The organism is Pseudokineococcus sp. 5B2Z-1 (assembly GCF_037482305.1).
In the GTDB taxonomy this organism is placed as follows: Bacteria; Actinomycetota; Actinomycetes; order Actinomycetales; family Quadrisphaeraceae; genus Pseudokineococcus.
The window spans coordinates 1-16870 of sequence record NZ_JBBHZG010000003.1 but is presented as its reverse complement, the minus strand read 5'-3'; the positions used below and the strand labels follow the sequence as shown (position 1 = coordinate 16870).

The window sequence follows — 16870 nt, the reverse complement described above, 5'->3', positions numbered from 1 at the left end:
CCAGACTAGGCGCCGTGACCGACGACGCCCCCGCCGCGGACGCCCCCGCCCCTGCCCCCGGCCCCACTGCCGGCCCGCCCGCGGGGCCCGACCCCGGTGCCGGCGACGTCGCCGGGCTGCTGGCGCTGGCCGGGCACGACCCGGCGGCCGCCGCGCGGGCCGCCACCGCCTGGTGCGCCGGCACCCTGGCCGAGCGCACCGGCACGGAGTTCACGGTCGTGGGGCCCGAGGAGGTGGCCGCGCGGATGCCCGTCGCGGGCAACACCCAGCCCATGGGCCTGCTCCACGGCGGCGCCTCGGCCGCCCTGGCCGAGACGGTCGGCTCGGTGCTGTGCTCGCTCGCCGCCGGCCCCGGGACGGCCGCGGTCGGCGTCGACCTCAGCGCCACCCACCACCGCGGCGTCACGCCCGCGCGCTCGACGTGGGTCACGGCGACGGCCCGGCCCCTGCACGTCGGTCGCCGCGTCGCGACGGTCGAGGTGGTCGTCGTCGACGACGACGACCGGCGCGTGTGCACCGCGCGCCTCACCTGCCAGCTGGTCGCGGCCACGAGCGGCTGACGCGGTCGGGCGGACGGGGCCGGCGGACGACGGGCCCCTCCCGAGGGGCGCCCGGGGTCAGGCCGTGCCGGCGAGGCCGCGCTCGCGACGGCGCCGGCTCAGCACGCGCTCCAGCGCGGCGCGCCGCGACTCCTCCTGCTCGAGCCCGCCGGCGGGGCCGAGCGCGGCCTGGAGCCGCAGCGAGCGGCGCAGGGCCGGCACGGACGCGCACCGCTGGACGACGAGCGGCGTGAACCCGAGGCGCGCCAGCAGCCGGTGGGCCTCGCGGCCCCCGGGCGGGGCCGAGACCACGATGCGCTCGAGGCCGTCGGCGTCGGCGATGCGCGCGGCGGCCGCGAGCAGCGCGCGGCCGACCCCCCGGCGGCGCTCGGTCGGGACGACGGCGAGCTGGTCGACGTGCGCCGCCGCCACGGCCGCCAGGGGCAGCACCTCACCGCGCCGCAGCACGAGGACGCCGACCGGACGCTCCCCCGCCTCGGCGAGCAGCACCACCACGTCGGGGCGGCGGAGCGCGGACGCGACGAGCTCCTCGTCGACGCCGGCCGCCGCGTCCGGCTCCACGGCGGAGAGGGCGCCGGTCGGCGGAGGGCCGGTCAGCTGGGGGGCGGCGGTCACGTCTCCGCGGACGGCCCCGACGACGGCCGCGACGCGGGGGACGTCCGCCGGCCCGGCCGGCCGGACCACGAGCCTGGACCTGCTCACGCGCTCCCCCTCCTCGTCGACGGCCGCTGGAGCGTAGTCCCGCGGCCGTCGCGGCGCCGCCCCCGGGCCGCAGCACCACCCGACGGGGTCACCCCGCCCCGACGAGCGCCCGCCCGGCGCCCGCGGCGCCCGGACGCGCTCTCGCGCGGCCCTTCTCGCCGAGCCGGTCGGCGGCTCCCGCGGTGCGGCGGCACGGGCCTCCCCCGGCGGGTGACGTCGTCCCCCTTCGGCGAGGTGGTCCCCGCGGCGGGCGATCGCGTGGTTGAGTACGCGCGCTCGTCCGGCCGTGCCGCCGTCGCCGCACCGCCGCCGTCCTGCCCCAGGAGACCGTGTTGACGACGCTCGCCGCCCCCCGGGCGCTGCTCGCCCTCGTGGCGCTCGCGCTGCTGCTCGCCCTCGCCCCCGCGCTGCCGGGCGGCGGCGCGCGCGCCGACGCCGCCACGCCCACCCCCTCGCCCGGGGCCAGCGCACCGACGGACGTCGAGGGCGAGACCATCACGGTCCGGGTGCGGACCGCCGACCGCGAGGACGTGCCGGGCGCGGAGGTCACGGCGACCGGCGCGGGCGTCGACCCGGTCTCGGGGACGACGGACGACGGCGGGGCCGTGGAGCTCGTGGTCCCGGGGACGGGCACCTACGAGGTCACGCTCGACGTCGACAGCCTCACCGGGCCCGCCGCCGGGCTGCTCCCCCGCGAGAACCCGGTCCAGCGCTCGGTGGCCTCGGGCAGCGCCAACCCCGTCATCTTCCAGCTGTCGGAGGACGGCGGTGCGTCGGCGTCGGCCGGTGGCGTGAGCGCCGGCCAGGTGGCCCAGCTCGTCGCCAACGGCCTGCGGTACGGCCTCATCATCGCCCTCGCGGCCATCGGCCTGTCGCTCGTCTTCGGGACGACGGGGCTGACGAACTTCGCCCACGGCGAGCTCATCACCTTCGGCGCCGTCGCGACCTACTTCCTCAACGTGGGCGCGGGCGTCCCCTTCCTCCTGGCGGCACCGCTCGCCGTGGTGCTGGGCGGGGTCGCGGGGTACGCCAACGACCGCCTCCTCTGGAGACCGCTGCGGCGCCGCGGCACGGGCCTCGTGGCCATGATGATCGTCTCGATCGGCCTGGCCCTGCTGCTGCGCTACCTCTTCCTCTACGTCTTCGGCGGCTCGACGCAGACCTACGCCGAGTACCAGGGCCAGCGCGGGCTGGACCTGGGCCTGTTCACCCTGCGCCCCATCGACCTCATCAGCATGGCCGTCGCCGCGGTCGTGCTCGTGGCGGTGGGCCTCGTCCTCGTGCGCACCCGGCTGGGCAAGGCCACCCGCGCCGTCTCCGACAACCCGGCCCTGGCCGCCGCCTCGGGCATCGACGTCAACCGCGTGATCCTCGTCGTCTGGGTCGCCGGCGCCGCGCTCGCCGCGCTCTCCGGGGTGCTGCTGGGCCTCGCCCAGCAGGTGCAGTACCAGATGGGCTTCCAGATCCTGCTGCTCGTCTTCGCGGCGGTGACGCTCGGCGGCCTCGGCACGGCCTTCGGAGCCATGGTGGGCGCCCTGTTCATCGGCGTCTTCCTCGAGGTGAGCACGCTCGTCATCCCCACCGAGCTGCGCAACGTCGGCGCCCTGCTCGTCCTCATCCTCGTCCTCCTCGTGCGGCCCCAGGGCATCCTCGGCCGCGCCTCGCGCATCGGCTGAGCGGAGCACCCCCGTGGACTGGTCCTCGATCCTCGGCAACACCGCCCGCGCGGCCATCGGGCTGGAGACGGTCATCTACGCCCTCGCGGCGATCGGGCTCAACGTGCAGTTCGGCTACGCCGGCCTGCTCAACTTCGGGCAGGCGGCCTTCGTCGCCGTCGGGGCGTACGGCATCGCCGTCACCGTCACCGTGCTCGGGCTGCCCTTCTGGCTCGGCGTCGTCGTCGGCCTCGTCGCCGCGGTGCTGCTGGCGGTGCTCCTCGGCATCCCGACGCTGCGCCTGCGCGCCGACTACCTCGCCATCGCCACCATCGCCGCGGCGGAGATCGTGCGCCTCACCGTCCGCAGCGCCACGCTGCGCGACCAGACCGGCGGCTCGAGCGGGCTCTCCGGCTTCGCCGAGGGGTTCTACGACCTCAACCCCTTCACCCCCGGGCAGTCCTACGGCTTCGGGCCCTGGGTCTTCGGGGCGCGGCTGGCGTGGATCCTCGTCGTCGGGTGGGTCCTGGTGGCGGTGTGCTGCCTCGTCGTCTTCCTGCTCATGCGCAGCCCCTGGGGCCGCGTGCTCAAGGGCATCCGCGAGGACGAGGACGCCGTCCGCAGCCTCGGCAAGAACGTCTACGCCTACAAGATGCAGGCCCTCGTCATCGGCGGCGTCATCGGCGCGCTGGCCGGCTTCGTCTTCGGCGTCGGCCGCGCCTCGGTGCAGCCCGACCTCTACGGCACGGAGCTGACGTTCTTCGTCTACACCGTGCTCCTGCTCGGCGGCGCCGCGCGCGTCCTCGGGCCCGTGGTCGGCGCGGCGATCTTCTGGGTGGCCCTCGTCCTCATCGAGAACGTGCTCGTGCAGGCCGTCGGCGCCGGCTACGTCCCCGACTGGCTGATGTCCTCCACCCAGGTGGGCCAGGTGCGCTTCATGCTCGTCGGGCTCGCGCTCATGCTGCTCATGATCTTCAGGCCGCAAGGCATCTTCGGCGACCGGAGGGAGCTGGCGATCGATGCCCGCTGACGAGAACCGCCCCGACCTGACCGACCTCGACGAGGGCGCCCCCCAGGAGGGCCACGGCGGGAGCCACCCGGCCACCGCCCCGGGTCCCGGGCCGCGCGCCCTCGCCGCCCGCGAGGTGCTCCGCGACGTCCCCCGGGTGCCGGGGGCGCCCAAGCCCGACCCCGTGCTCGTCGCGGACGGCGTCGTGCGCCGCTTCGGCGGCCTCACGGCCGTCGACGTGCAGCACGTGGAGTTCCAGCGCGGCGCCATCACGGCCCTCATCGGGCCCAACGGCGCCGGCAAGACGACGTTCTTCAACCTCCTCACGGGGTTCGACCGGCCCGACGAGGGCTCGTGGACCTTCGAGGGCCGCAGCCTCGCCCGGGTGCCGGCGCACCGCGTCGCCCGTCGCGGCATGGTCCGCACCTTCCAGCTGACCAAGGCGCTCTCGCGGCTCACCGTCATCGAGAACATGCGCCTCGGCGCCACCGGCCAGGTGGGCGAGCGGCTGCTGTCGGCGATGTTCCGGCGGGTGTGGCGCGGCCAGGAGGACTCCAACACGCGGCGCGCCGACGAGCTGCTGCGGCGCTTCAAGCTCGACGCCAAGCGCGAGGACTTCGCGGGCAGCCTCTCCGGCGGGCAGCGCAAGCTGCTGGAGATGGCCCGCGCCCTCATGACCGAGCCGCGGCTCGTCATGCTCGACGAGCCGATGGCCGGGGTGAACCCGGCGCTCACGCAGTCGCTCCTCGGGCACGTCAAGGACCTGCGGGAGCAGGGCATGACGGTCGTCTTCGTCGAGCACGACATGGACATGGTCCGCGACATCTCGGACTGGGTGGTCGTCATGGCCCAGGGCACCGTCGTCGCGGAGGGTCCCCCGGACGCCGTCATGGCGGACCCGGCGGTCATCGACGCCTACCTCGGGGGCCACCACGACGCCCCGCTCACCGAGGAGGACGAGGCCGAGCAGATCGCCGCCGCCGAGGCGGAGCTCGAGCGGGAGCGCGACCAGGAGGTCGGACGATGAGCGCCAGCAGCACGACGACGGGAGACCGCAGCGCGCACGTCGCCGCCGCGGAGGGAGCGGTGCTGCGCGCCGACGAGCTCGTGGCGGGCTACCTGCCCGGCGTCGACATCCTCAACGGCTGCGACCTGCACGTGCAGCCGGGCGAGCTGGTCGCCATCATCGGCCCCAACGGCGCCGGCAAGTCGACGCTCCTCAAGGCCATGTTCGGCCTCGTGAAGATCCGGAAGGGCACGGTCCGGCTCGGGGACGACGACATCACCGGGATGGGCGCCGACAAGCTCGTGCGCCGGGGCGTCGGCTTCGTGCCGCAGACGAACAACGTCTTCCCCTCGCTCACCATCGCCGAGAACCTCGAGATGGGGCTCTACCAGGCCCCCAAGCGCTTCTCGCAGCGCTTCGAGGCCGTCGTCGACCTCTTCCCCACCCTCGGCAAGCGGCGCAACCAGCGCGCCGGCTCGCTGTCCGGCGGCGAGCGGCAGATGGTCGCGATGGGCCGTGCGCTCATGATGGAGCCGCGCGTGCTGCTCCTCGACGAGCCGTCGGCGGGCCTGTCCCCCGCCCTGCAGGACGAGGTCTTCATCCGCACGCGGCAGATCAACCGCACCGGCGTCTCGGTCGTCATGGTCGAGCAGAACGCCCGCCGCTGCCTGCAGATCTGCGACCGCGGCTACGTCCTCGACCAGGGCCGCAACGCCTACAGCGGCTCCGGCCGCGAGCTGGCCCAGGACCCCAAGGTCATCCAGCTGTACCTGGGCACGCTCGCCGGCTCCTGACCGCCGCCCGACGCCCCGCCGCGGCCGACGCCCGGTCCCCCGCCCAGGGGGGCCGGGCGTCGTCGCGTCCGGGCCCCGGTGGCGCAGCGGCCGCCCCTCCCGGCCGGGGCGCATCCCGGACGAGGCGGAGCCCCGGCCCCCCCGCGAGGGGGACCGGGGCTCCGGTGGTGCGGCTCCACGGCGTGGAGCGGATCGGCTCAGTCGAGCGAGCCCTCCACGTAGGAGTCGTTCACGTAGCTGTTGTCCTCGACGTAGGAGTAGATGCCGATGGTGGCCTCCGTCGGGTCGCCGAGGTCGGAGAACTCGACCGGGCCGGACACGCCCTGGTAGTCGATGTCCTCGCCGGCCTCGAGCAGGTCGCGGCACTCGACGAAGCCCGAGCACTCGGTGCCCTCGCGGCTGACCGCCGGCAGCTGCGAGGCGATGCTCGCGCCGCTGTCGTCGCCGGCCGCGATGGCCGCCAGCGCCGTCATGATGACGGCGTCGTAGGACTCCGGCGCGTAGCTGAAGTCCGCGAGCGACGGGTCGACGGCGAGCAGGCGCTCCTGGAAGTCACCCGTCGACGCGGCGCCCGGCAGGGTGCCCTTCGTGCCCACGAGCGCGCCCGGCGCGAGGCCGTCGTCGCTGTAGTTCGCCAGGTTGCCGTCCACGAGGTAGAGCGGCACCTCGCTCGGGCCGATGCCCTGGGAGATGAGCTCGGGGATGACGCGCAGCGACTCGTCGAAGCCGATGAGGACGATCGCCTCCGGGTTCGTCTCCGCGAGCTGGGCGACCTCCGCGCTGTAGTTCGGCGCCTGCGGGTTGTAGATGATCGGGTCGCCGCCGGCGATGCTGCCGCCGCCGGCCTCGACCGCGTCCTGCACGTTCGCCGCGAGACCGGTGCCGTACGGGTCGTCGATCGCCATCATGCCGACGTCGAGGTACCCGTCGCCGATCACGAGGTCGCCCATGACGCGGCCCTGGAGGACGTCGGAGGGGGCGGTGCGGAAGTACAGGCCGGAGTCGCTCGCGCACGTGAAGTCCGGCGCCGTGTTCGCCGGCGAGATCTGCACGACCCCGGCGCCGGTGATGGCGTCGATGATCGTGAAGGAGACGCCCGAGGACGCCGCGCCGATGATCGAGTCGACGTCCGCCGACAGGAGGCGCTGGACCGTCGAGGACGCGATGTCGGTGTTCGTGTCACCGGAGTCGCCCTCGACGTACGCGACGTCCTGGCCGTTGTAACCGCCGGCCTCGTTGATCTCCTGCACCGCCAGCTCGACGCCGGCGAACTCCGGCGGACCGAGGAAGGCCAGGTTGCCGGTCTGCGGCAGGACGGAGCCGATGGTGAGGACGCCGTCGCCCTCCGCCTCCGGCGGGGTCTCGGGCTCGCAGTCCTCGGAGCCCGCGGCGGCGTCGTCGGACGACGACGAGCTCGCGCTCGGCTCGCCCGAGGCCGCCGGCGCCGCGCCGTCGTCGGTCCCGCCGTCGTCACCGCACCCGGTGAGGGCGAGGGCTGCGATGCCGGCCACGGCGACGGACCGCCGCGCCAGGGTGGTTCGCTTCATGCAGGGCTCTCCTTCGTCCCAGCGGCTGGGCGCTGAGGTCCAGTAGGTGAGCCGGACCGTACTCGACGGTCGCCCTCCACGGGCCAGGCCCGGAGCGATCCGTCGCGTCGTCACCCCATCGTGACCCTGGCTCCGCCGCGCCGTGACCCGCTGCGCGAGCAGGCCGCTCGCGCAGGGCCGCCGGGCCGCCCCCGCGGCGGCCCGGCCTCGCCCTCAGCGGCTGCCGCCCACCTGCTCCAGCACCACGTCCGCCACCTCGCGCATCGTGAGGCGCCGGTCCATCGACGTCTTCTGGATCCAGCGGAAGGCCTCGGGCTCGGAAAGGCCCATCTGCTGCATGAGCAGGCCCTTGGCCCGCTCGACCCGCTTCCGCGTCTCGAACCGCTCGGTGAGGTCGGACACCTCGTCCTCGAGGGCCCGCAGCTCCGCGTGGCGGCTCAGCGCGATCTCCACGGCCGGGAGGAGGTCCGCCGACGTGAACGGCTTGACCACGTAGGCCATCGCCCCCGCGTCGCGCGCCCGGTCCACGAGCTCCTTCTGCGAGAACGCCGTGAGCAGGACGACCGCCGACCGGCCCGAGCGCCCGATGCGCTCCGCCGCCGAGATCCCGTCGAGCACCGGCATCTTCACGTCCATCACGACGAGGTCGGGCGTCATCTCCTCGACGAGGCGCACCGCGCTCTCGCCGTCGCCCGCCTCCCCGACGACGTCGAAGCCCGCCTCCGTCAGCGTCTCCACGACGTCGAGGCGGATGATCGCCTCGTCCTCGGCGACGACGACACGGCGACGCGGGCCCTGGGGGACCTCGTCGTCCTCCGCCGCGCCCGTGCTCGGTCCGCTGCTGGCCTCGGTGCTGGGGGGCTGCTCGCTCACGTCGGCTACCCTATCCGGGCATCCGGGCGACGACGCCCGGGCCGCCGCAGCGCGTCCGCCCCGGCCCCCCCGGCCGCCGACCGCCCGGCCCGCCCCGGTATCCCAACCGGCAGAGGAAGTGGCCTCAAAATCCACGCAGTGTGGGTTCGAGTCCCACCCGGGGCACCTCTCGCGACCGGCTGGGTCCGCCGCTCGTGCGGTCGGGCCCGCCGTGGTCGGGCTGGGACGGCCGGGGGGGGGGGCGGTCGGTGCGACGGCACTGGCTCCGACGTCCCCGCGAGGCCGCCGCCCCGCGGGGACGTCGGGCTTGACGTGCCGCCCCACCGACCGCCCCCCGCCTGGGCGCCTCACCGGTCCGCGGGCGCACCCGGACGACGACGGCCCACCCGGTCAGGTCGTGACCGGGTGGGCCGGGGGTGTCGGGGCCGGTGGTGCCTGGGGGGTGGTCAGCCGGCGTCGGGGGCGCCGAGCTGGCGGGCGCCCGTGTCGCGCCGGGTCTCGCGGTAGGCCTGCGTGACGCCGTTGACGGCGTCGCCCATGCGGTGGGCGCGCAGCGCGTTGGTCGAGCCGGGGATGCCCGGGGGCGCCCCGGCCACGACGACGACGAGCTCGCCCTCCTGCGCGACGCCGCTCTCGAGGAGCACCTCGTCCATGGCGAGGACCATCTCGTCGGTGTGGGTCACGTAGGGCATGAGGAAGGTCTGCACGCCCCACGTGAGGGACAGCTGCGCGCGGACCGACGGCTCCGGCGTGAAGACGATGAGCGGGATCTCCGAGCGCAGGCGGGACATGCGCCGGGCGGAGTCGCCCGTCGTCGTGAAGACGACGAGGTGCTTGGCGTCGAGGTTGACGCCGACGTCCAGCGCGGCCCGCGTGATGGCACCGCCCGTGGTGTGGGGGTTGGTGCCCAGCGGGCTGATCCGGTCGAGGCCGTGGTCCTCGGTGCTCTCGATGATGCGCGCCATCGTCCGCACGGCCTCGAAGGGGTACTGGCCGACGCTCGTCTCGCCCGACAGCATGATCGCGTCGGCGCCGTCGAGGACGGCGTTGGCGCAGTCCGACGCCTCGGCCCGGGTCGGGCGGGGCGCGGAGATCATCGACTCGAGCACCTGCGTCGCCACGATGACCGGCTTGGCCGCGCGGCGGCACAGCTCGACCGCGCGCTTCTGCACGAGCGGCACCTGCTCGAGGGGCAGCTCGACGCCCAGGTCGCCGCGCGCCACCATGACGCCGTCGAAGGCGTCGACGACGGCCTCGAGGTTGTCGACCGCCTGCGGCTTCTCCACCTTGGCGATGACGGGGACCCGCCGGCCCTCCTCGTCCATGACGCGGTGCACGCCCTCGACGTCGGCCGCGTCGCGGACGAAGGACAGCGCCACCAGGTCGCAGCCCTGCCGCAGGCCCCAGCGCAGGTCCTCGACGTCCTTGTCGGACAGCGCCGGGACGCCGACCGCCACGCCGGGCAGGTTGAGGCCCTTGTTGTCCGACACGACGCCCGCCACCTCGACCTCGGTGACGACGCGCGGGCCCTCGACGCCGGTGACCCGCAGGGTCACCTTGCCGTCGTCGACGAGGATGCGGTCGCCCGGCGAGACGTCGCCCGGCAGACCCTTGTGCGTCGTCGAGACGAGGGTCGCGTCGCCCGGCACGTCCTCGGTGGTGATGGTGAGCACGTGGCCCACGGGCAGCGCCTGCGGCCCGCTCGCGAAGCGGCCCAGCCGGATCTTGGGGCCCTGCAGGTCGACGAGCACCGCGACCGGGCGCCCCGCCTCCTCGGCGGCGCGGCGCACCGCCTCGTAGCGCTCCGAGTGCTCGGCGTGCGAGCCGTGGCTGAGGTTGAAGCGGGCGACGTCCATGCCCGCGTCCACGAGCTCGCGGAGCTGCTCGGGGCTCGAGACGGCGGGGCCGAGGGTGCAGACGATCTTGGCGCGGCGCATGTGACGCACCTTACAGAGCCGGGCACCCCGCCACGGCGGGCGAGGCCGTCCGTGGGACGGCCCGGCGCGGCCGCGCGCCGCCCCCGCGCCACCCGGTGATGCGGGGGGTGGCGACGAGGGGGCGGGCGGACGTCCGTCGAAGGGCCCGTCAGACGACGAGCGGCCGGTCGGTCGGGCGCACCGGGGCGGGGAGCGTGCTGGGCCGGCCGGAGAGCCGGGCGTCGATCGCGGCCGCCGCGGCGCGGCCCTCCGCGATGGCCCAGACGATGAGGGACTGCCCCCGGCCGGCGTCGCCGGCGACGAAGACGCCGGGGACCGACGTCGCGTACGAGCCGTCGCGGGCGACGAGGCCGCGCTCGTCGAGGTCGACCCCCACCTCGTCGAGGAGCGGGCCGCGCTCGGGGCCCGTGTAGCCCGTGGCGATGAGGACGAGCTGGGTGTCGAGCACCTCCTCGGTGCCCGGCACGGGTCGCACCTCGCGCCCCACCCGCTCCGCCTGGACGATCTCCAGGCCGCCGACCCGGCCGTCCTCCCCCGCGACGAAGCGGGTGGTGGAGGCGGTGAAGCGGCGCTCGCCACCCTCCTCGTGGGCGCTCGTCACCTCGAAGAGGCGCGGGTCGACGGGCCAGGGCTCGCCCGCCGTCCGCTCGGCGGCCGGCTGCGGCCCGTGGGCCAGCTGCGTCACCGAGCGGGCGCCCTGGCGCAGCGCCGTGCCGAGGCAGTCGGCGCCGGTGTCACCGCCGCCGATGATGACGACGTCGCGGCCGCGGGCGTCGAGCTCCGCCGGCACGTCACGGCCCTCCGGCCCCTCCCCCGCGCCGCGGGCGGCGCGGTTGGCGGGGACGAGGTAGTCCATCGCCGGCATGACGCCGGGCAGGTCGCGCCCGGGGACCGGCAGGTCCCGCGGCGCCGTGGCGCCGACGGCCAGGAGCACGGCGTCGTAGCGCGCCACGAGGGCCGCGCCCGAGACCGCGCCGGGCGCGGAGCCGCCGACGGGCGTGCCCGGCCGGAAGCGGGTGCCCTCCGCCGCCATCTGCGCCAGGCGGGCGTCGAGGAGGTCCTTCTCCATCTTGAACTCGGGGATCCCGTAGCGCAGGAGCCCGCCGATGGCGTCGTCGCGCTCGTAGACCGCCACCGTGTGCCCGGCGCGCGTGAGCTGCTGGGCGGCGGCGAGCCCCGCGGGTCCGGAGCCGACGACGGCGACCGTGCGCCCGGTGAGGCGGTCGGGGGGCTGCGGGACGACCCACCCCTCGGCGAAGGCCCGGTCGGCGATCGACACCTCGACCTGCTTGATCGTCACCGGCGGCTGGTTGATGCCGAGGACGCAGGCGCTCTCGCAGGGCGCCGGGCACAGCCGCCCCGTCACCTCGGGGAAGTTGTTCGTGGCGTGCAGCCGCTCGACGGCCTCGGCCCAGTCCCCGCGCCACGTGAGGTCGTTCCACTCGGGGATGAGGTTGCCCAGCGGGCAGCCCTGGTGGCAGAAGGGGATGCCGCAGTCCATGCAGCGGCCCGCCTGCCGCAGCAGCGCGCCCTCCTCCTGCTTCTCGTAGACCTCGCGCCAGTCCATGATCCTGACGTCCACCGGGCGGCGCTGCGGCAGCTCGCGCTCGCGCTGGGTGAGGAAGCCCTTCGGGTCAGCCATGCGTCGTCGCCTCCACGATCCGGCCCCAGACGACGTCGCCGTCGAGGTCCAGCCCCTCCTCGGCCGCCTGCGCCCGCACGGCGAGCACGCGGGAGAACTCCCGGGGCAGCAGCTTGGTGATGCGGTCCAGGCCCGCGTCGCCCTCCTCGAGCAGGGACGCCGCGACCTCCGACCCGGTCTCGTCGCGGTGGCGCACGAGCAGGTCCGCCACGAGCACCCGGTCGGCCTCGTCGAGCGGGTGGAGCCCGAGCTCCCCGCTGCGCACGGCCGCCTGGTTGACCTCGGCCTCGTCGAGGTCGAGCACGTACGCCGTCCCGCCGGACATGCCCGCGCCGACGTTGCGGCCGGTGCCGCCGAGGACGAGGACGGTGCCGCCGGTCATGTACTCGCAGGCGTGGTCGCCCACGCCCTCGACGACGGCGGTGGCGCCGGAGTTGCGCACGCAGAAGCGCTCGCCGACGACGCCGCGCAGGAACATCTCGCCCGACGTCGCGCCGTAGCCGATCGTGTTGCCGGCGATGACGTTGTCCTGCGCCGCGAACGGCGCGGCGTCGTCGGGGCGGACCACCACGCGGCCCCCCGACAGCCCCTTGCCGACGTAGTCGTTGGCGTCCCCGACGAGGCGCAGCACGACTCCCCGCGGCAGGAAGGCGCCGAAGGACTGCCCGGCGCTGCCCGTGAGGGTGACGTCGACGGTGCCGTCGGGCAGGCCCTGCTCGCCGTAGCGGCGGGTGACCTCGTGGCCGAGCATCGTGCCGACGGTGCGGTTGACGTTGCGGACGGCGCTCGCGACCCGCACGGGGGTGCCGTGCTCGAGCGCGTCGCGCGACATGGCGATGAGCTGGTGGTCCAGGGCCTTCTCGAGGCCGTGGTCCTGGCTCGTCGTGCGCCGGCGGGAGGCGCCCTCGGGCAGCTCGACCTGGTGCAGGACGGGGCCGAGGTCCAGGCCGGAGGCCTTCCAGTGGTCGACGGCGCGGCGGACGTCGAGGGCGTCGCTGCGGCCGATGGCCTCGTCGAGCGAGCGGAAGCCCAGCGCCGCCAGGTGCTCGCGCACCTCCTGGGCGACGAACTCGAAGAAGCTCACGACGAAGTCGGCCTTGCCGCCGTACCGCGCCCGCAGCTCGGGGTTCTGCGTCGCGATCCCGACGGGGCAGGTGTCGAGGTGGCAGGCCCGCATGAGGATGCAGCCGGACACGACGAGCGGCGCCGTCGAGAAGCCGTACTCCTCGGCGCCGAGGAGGGCGGCCACGACGACGTCGCGGCCGGTCTTCAGCTGGCCGTCGACCTGGACGGTGATCCGGTCGCGCAGGCCGTTGAGCAGCAGCGTCTGCTGGGCCTCGGCCAGCCCGACCTCCCAGGGCCCGCCGGCGTGCTTGAGCGACGTCAGCGGGCTGGCGCCCGTGCCGCCGTCGTGGCCGGAGATGAGGACGACGTCGGCGTGCGCCTTGCTCACGCCCGCGGCGACCGTCCCGACGCCGATCTCGCTGACGAGCTTGACGTGCACGCGCGCCGACGGGTTGGCGTTCTTGAGGTCGTGGATGAGCTGGGCGATGTCCTCGATCGAGTAGATGTCGTGGTGCGGCGGCGGGGAGATGAGCCCGACGCCGGGCGTCGAGAAGCGCGTCCGCGCGATCCACGGGTAGACCTTGTGGCCCGGGAGCTGGCCGCCCTCGCCCGGCTTGGCGCCTTGCGCGATCTTGATCTGCAGGTCGTCGGCGTGGGTGAGGTACATGCTCGTCACGCCGAAGCGCCCCGAGGCGACCTGCTTGACGGCGCTGCGGCGCTCCGGGTCGAGCAGGCGCTCGACGTCCTCGCCGCCCTCGCCGGTGTTGCTGCGGCCGCCGAGGCGGTTCATCGCGACGGCGAGGGTCGCGTGCGCCTCCTCGGAGATGGAGCCGTAGCTCATCGCGCCCGTCGAGAACCGCTTGACGATCTCGCTGACGGGCTCGACCTCGTCGAGCGGCACCGGCGGGCGGGCGCCCTCGCGGAAGGAGAAGAGGCCGCGGAGCGTCATGAGCCGCTCGGAGGAGTCGTCGACCCGCTGCGTGTACTGCTTGAAGACGTCGTAGCGCCCCGCGCGGGTGGCGTGCTGCAGGCGGAAGACCGTCTCCGGGTCGAAGAGGTGGTGCTCGCCCTCGCGGCGCCACTGGTACTCCCCGCCCACCTCGAGGCGCCGGTGCGCGGGCTGCACGCCCCCGACGGGGTAGGCGGTGCGGTGGCGGGCGGCGACCTCCTCGGCGAGGACGTCGATGCCGACGCCGCCGAGCTGCGTCGTCGTACCCGTGAAGTACCGGTCGACCAGCTCCTGGGACAGGCCGATGGTCTCGAAGGTCTGCGCGCCCCGGTAGGAGGCGACCGTCGAGATGCCCATCTTGCTCATGACCTTGAGCACGCCCTTGCCGAGCGCGTAGATGAGCCGGCGGACGGCGTCCTCGGGGGCGATACCGGTGAGGTGGCCGGAGCGGACCTGGTCCTCCACCGACTCCATCGCCAGGTACGGGTTCACGGCCGCCGCGCCGTAGCCGACGAGCAGGGCGACGTGGTGGACCTCGCGGACGTCCCCCGCCTCGACGACGAGCCCGACCTGGGTGCGCGTCTTCTCGCGCAGCAGGTGGTGGTGCACGGCCGCCGTCAGCAGGAGCGACGGGATGGGCGCCAGCACGGAGTCCGAGTCGCGGTCCGAGAGGACGACGAAGCGGGCGCCGTCGGCGATGGCCGCGCTCACCTCCGCGCAGATCTCGTCGATCCGGGCCGCCAGGGCTGCTCCCCCGCCGTCGACCCGGTACAGGCCGGACACGCGGACGCAGCGGAAGCCGGGGAGGTTGCCGTCGGCGTTGACGTGGACGATCTTCGCGAGCTCGTCGTTGTCGATGACCGGGAAGGGGATGACGAGCTGGCGGCAGTGCGCCGGGCCGGCGTCGAGCATGTTCTGCTCCGGGCCCACGCCCGTGACGAGCGACGTCACCAGCTCCTCGCGGATGGCGTCCAGCGGCGGGTTGGTCACCTGCGCGAACATCTGCGTGAAGTAGTCGAAGACGAGCCGCGGGCGCTGCGAGAGCACGGCGATCGGCGTGTCGGTGCCCATCGACCCGATCGGCTCGGCGCCCGCCCGCGCCATCGGCGCGACGAGCAGGCGCAGCTCCTCCTCGGTGTAGCCGAACGTCTGCTGGCGGCGGGTCACCGAGGAGTGCGTGTGCGCGACGTGCTCGCGCTCGGGCAGCCCGTCGAGCGTGACGAGGCCCGCGTGCAGCCACTCGTCGTAGGGGTGCGCGGCGGCGAGCTCGGCCTTGACCTCCTCGTCGTCGACCACGCGCCCCGCGGCGGTGTCGACGAGGAACATGCGCCCGGGCTGGAGGCGGCCCTTCCGCACGACGGTGGCGGGGTCGAGGTCCAGCACGCCCGTCTCGCTGGCGAGGACGACGAGGCCGTCGGACGTGATCGAGTACCGCGAGGGGCGCAGGCCGTTGCGGTCGAGGACGGCCCCGATGAGCGTGCCGTCGGTGAAGACGACGTCGGCCGGGCCGTCCCACGCCTCCGTGAACATCGAGTGGAACTCGTAGAAGGCGCGGCGGGCCGGGTCCATCGAGGCGTGGTTCTCCCAGGCCTCGGGGATCATCATGAGCATCGCGTGCGGCAGCGAGCGGCCGGACAGGTGCAGCAGCTCGAGGACCTCGTCGAACGACGCGGAGTCGCTGGCACCCGGCGTGCAGATGGGGAAGAGCCGCTGGAGGTCGCCGGGGATGACCGACGAGCTGAGCATGCTCTCGCGCGCCCGCATCCAGTTCCGGTTGCCCTGGACGGTGTTGATCTCGCCGTTGTGGGCGATGAGCCGGAACGGGTGCGCCAGCGGCCACGACGGGAAGGTGTTGGTCGAGAAGCGCGAGTGCACGACGGCGAGCTCGGTCGTGTAGCGCCGGTCCGACAGGTCGGGGAAGAAGGGCTCGAGCTGGCCCGTCGTCAGCATCCCCTTGTAGGTGATGGTGCGGCACGAGAGGGACGCGACGTAGACGCCGACCTCCCGCTCCGTGCGCTTGCGCAGGCAGAAGGCCCGGCGCTCGAGGGCCATGCCCGTGATGCGCGCGCCGCGGCCGGCGACGAAGAGCTGCCGGAAGCGCGGCATCGTGGCGCGGGCGGTGGCGCCGACGAGCTCGGCCGCGACGGGCACGTCCCGCCAGCCGAGGACGGCGAGATCCTCCTCCTCCGCGAGGGCCTCGACGCGGCGCACGGCCTCGGCCGCCCCCTCGTCGACGGCGGGCAGGAAGACGACGCCGACGGCGTAGGCGCCCTTGGGCGGGAGCTGGACGCCCATCTCCTCCTCCGCCAGGGCGCGGAAGAGGTCGTCGGGGATCTGCGTGAGGATCCCGGCGCCGTCGCCGGTGTCGACCTCGGCGCCCACGGCGCCGCGGTGGTCGAGGTTCCGCAGGGCGGTGAGCGCGGCGTCGACGATGTCGTGGCCCGGCTCGCCGCGCAGCGTGGCGACGAAGGCCACGCCGCACGCGTCGTGCTCGTGGCGGCCGTCGTAGAGGCCCTGCGGGGCCGGGACGGCGGCGCGGGGTCCGGGCGCCGGGTTCTCGTGCTGGTCCTGCGGGCTGATCTGCGAGGTCGTCGTCATGCGTCGCACCATCCTCACGGGGACCGCCGGGGCGGTCGACGTGCCCCGCCGGCGGGCCGGCGGGACGGGGGACGGGAGGGGACGTCGTCGGCCCCGGGTCGGGAGAAGGTACACCGGGGGCTGCGGCGCCCCGGCGGTCGATCCACCCCGCGAGACCACCCCTGGCGCGGTGACCGGGTCGTGACCGCGACGTGATCGCGGCGTGATCACGGCGTGATCAGGGGGTGGGGTGGGCCCCGTCGGCCGTCGGTCGACGGCTCGCAGGACGGGGACCGCTCGCGACGAGGGCGCAGAGCAGCGGCGGAGATCGGCGTCCCGAACCGCACCGACCGGCGGGTGTCCGGCCGCAGCGCACAGGTCCGTGGAAGAGGGGGTCGTCCACAGGCCGCGGAGCCGTGGGGGCGTTGTCGGACTCCGCCCCTAGTGTCGTACACGTGTTCGAGATGGGCGGGTGCGGGGGCGAGGGGGACGACGCCGTCCTGCCGTGCGCCTCGCCGTGCGCCGGTCGTGGCGCCGGCGCCCCTGACGTGACC

Annotated in this window: 11 protein-coding genes and 1 tRNA gene; 6 read left to right on the top strand and 6 right to left on the bottom strand. The window is 74.9% G+C overall.

From position 1 onward, the window contains the following. Nucleotides 1-14: 14 nt before the first annotated feature. Nucleotides 15-560 carry a PaaI family thioesterase gene (locus tag WDV85_RS08605; protein WP_339570214.1) on the top strand — a complete coding sequence of 182 codons (546 nt, stop codon included), beginning with the start codon at nucleotides 15-17 and terminating at the stop codon, nucleotides 558-560. A gap of 57 nt (nucleotides 561-617) precedes the next feature. Here the strand turns inward: WDV85_RS08605 and WDV85_RS08600 are convergent, their stop codons facing one another. Further along, nucleotides 618-1262, bottom strand: coding sequence for a GNAT family N-acetyltransferase (locus tag WDV85_RS08600; protein ID WP_339570213.1), 645 nt, complete (start codon nucleotides 1260-1262; stop codon nucleotides 618-620). A gap of 329 nt (nucleotides 1263-1591) precedes the next feature. On the opposite strand from WDV85_RS08600, the gene WDV85_RS08595 reads away from it, so the two are divergent. Genes WDV85_RS08595 through WDV85_RS08580 form a run of 4 tightly spaced genes read left to right on the top strand, consistent with a single transcriptional unit; the run spans nucleotide 1592 to nucleotide 5726 of the window. Next, a complete protein-coding gene (locus WDV85_RS08595) occupies nucleotides 1592-2938 on the top strand; it encodes a branched-chain amino acid ABC transporter permease (RefSeq protein WP_339570212.1) in 1347 nt (448 codons plus the stop codon). 13 nt (nucleotides 2939-2951) lie between these two features. Beyond that, a complete protein-coding gene (locus WDV85_RS08590; RefSeq protein ID WP_298802893.1) occupies nucleotides 2952-3947 on the top strand; it encodes a branched-chain amino acid ABC transporter permease in 996 nt (331 codons plus the stop codon). Beyond that, a complete protein-coding gene (locus tag WDV85_RS08585) occupies nucleotides 3937-4953 on the top strand; it encodes an ABC transporter ATP-binding protein (RefSeq protein WP_339570211.1) in 1017 nt (338 codons plus the stop codon). Before WDV85_RS08590 ends, WDV85_RS08585 begins: the two co-directional genes overlap by 11 nt. Continuing rightward, nucleotides 4950-5726: an ABC transporter ATP-binding protein gene (locus WDV85_RS08580; RefSeq protein WP_298802898.1), complete on the top strand. Its 777-nt coding sequence runs from the start codon at nucleotides 4950-4952 to the stop codon at nucleotides 5724-5726. Before WDV85_RS08585 ends, WDV85_RS08580 begins: the two co-directional genes overlap by 4 nt. 197 nt (nucleotides 5727-5923) lie before the next feature. Here WDV85_RS08580 and WDV85_RS08575 read toward each other — a convergent pair whose 3' ends face one another. Next, entirely contained in the window at nucleotides 5924-7273 is a 1350-nt protein-coding gene (locus tag WDV85_RS08575) for an ABC transporter substrate-binding protein (protein ID WP_339570210.1), read from the bottom strand. 213 nt (nucleotides 7274-7486) lie between these two features. Next, entirely contained in the window at nucleotides 7487-8146 is a 660-nt protein-coding gene (locus WDV85_RS08570) for an ANTAR domain-containing response regulator (protein ID WP_339570209.1), read from the bottom strand. A 91-nt stretch (nucleotides 8147-8237) separates the two neighbouring features. On the opposite strand from WDV85_RS08570, the gene WDV85_RS08565 reads away from it, so the two are divergent. Continuing rightward, nucleotides 8238-8311: transfer RNA gene (locus WDV85_RS08565), tRNA-Leu, on the top strand. A 281-nt stretch (nucleotides 8312-8592) separates the two neighbouring features. On the opposite strand, the gene pyk is transcribed toward WDV85_RS08565, so the two are convergent. The 3 genes from pyk to gltB form a co-directional block, all read right to left on the bottom strand. Continuing rightward, nucleotides 8593-10083 carry a pyruvate kinase gene (gene pyk / locus WDV85_RS08560; RefSeq protein ID WP_339570208.1) on the bottom strand — a complete coding sequence of 497 codons (1491 nt, stop codon included), beginning with the start codon at nucleotides 10081-10083 and terminating at the stop codon, nucleotides 8593-8595. A gap of 148 nt (nucleotides 10084-10231) precedes the next feature. Beyond that, nucleotides 10232-11725 (bottom strand): glutamate synthase subunit beta, encoded by a 1494-nt coding sequence (locus tag WDV85_RS08555; protein ID WP_171202051.1) that lies wholly within the window; start codon nucleotides 11723-11725, stop codon nucleotides 10232-10234. Continuing rightward, complete coding sequence (gene gltB, locus WDV85_RS08550) at nucleotides 11718-16337, bottom strand: glutamate synthase large subunit (protein WP_339570207.1); 4620 nt, start codon at nucleotides 16335-16337, stop codon at nucleotides 11718-11720. Before gltB ends, WDV85_RS08555 begins: the two co-directional genes overlap by 8 nt. Nucleotides 16338-16870 lie beyond the last annotated feature (533 nt).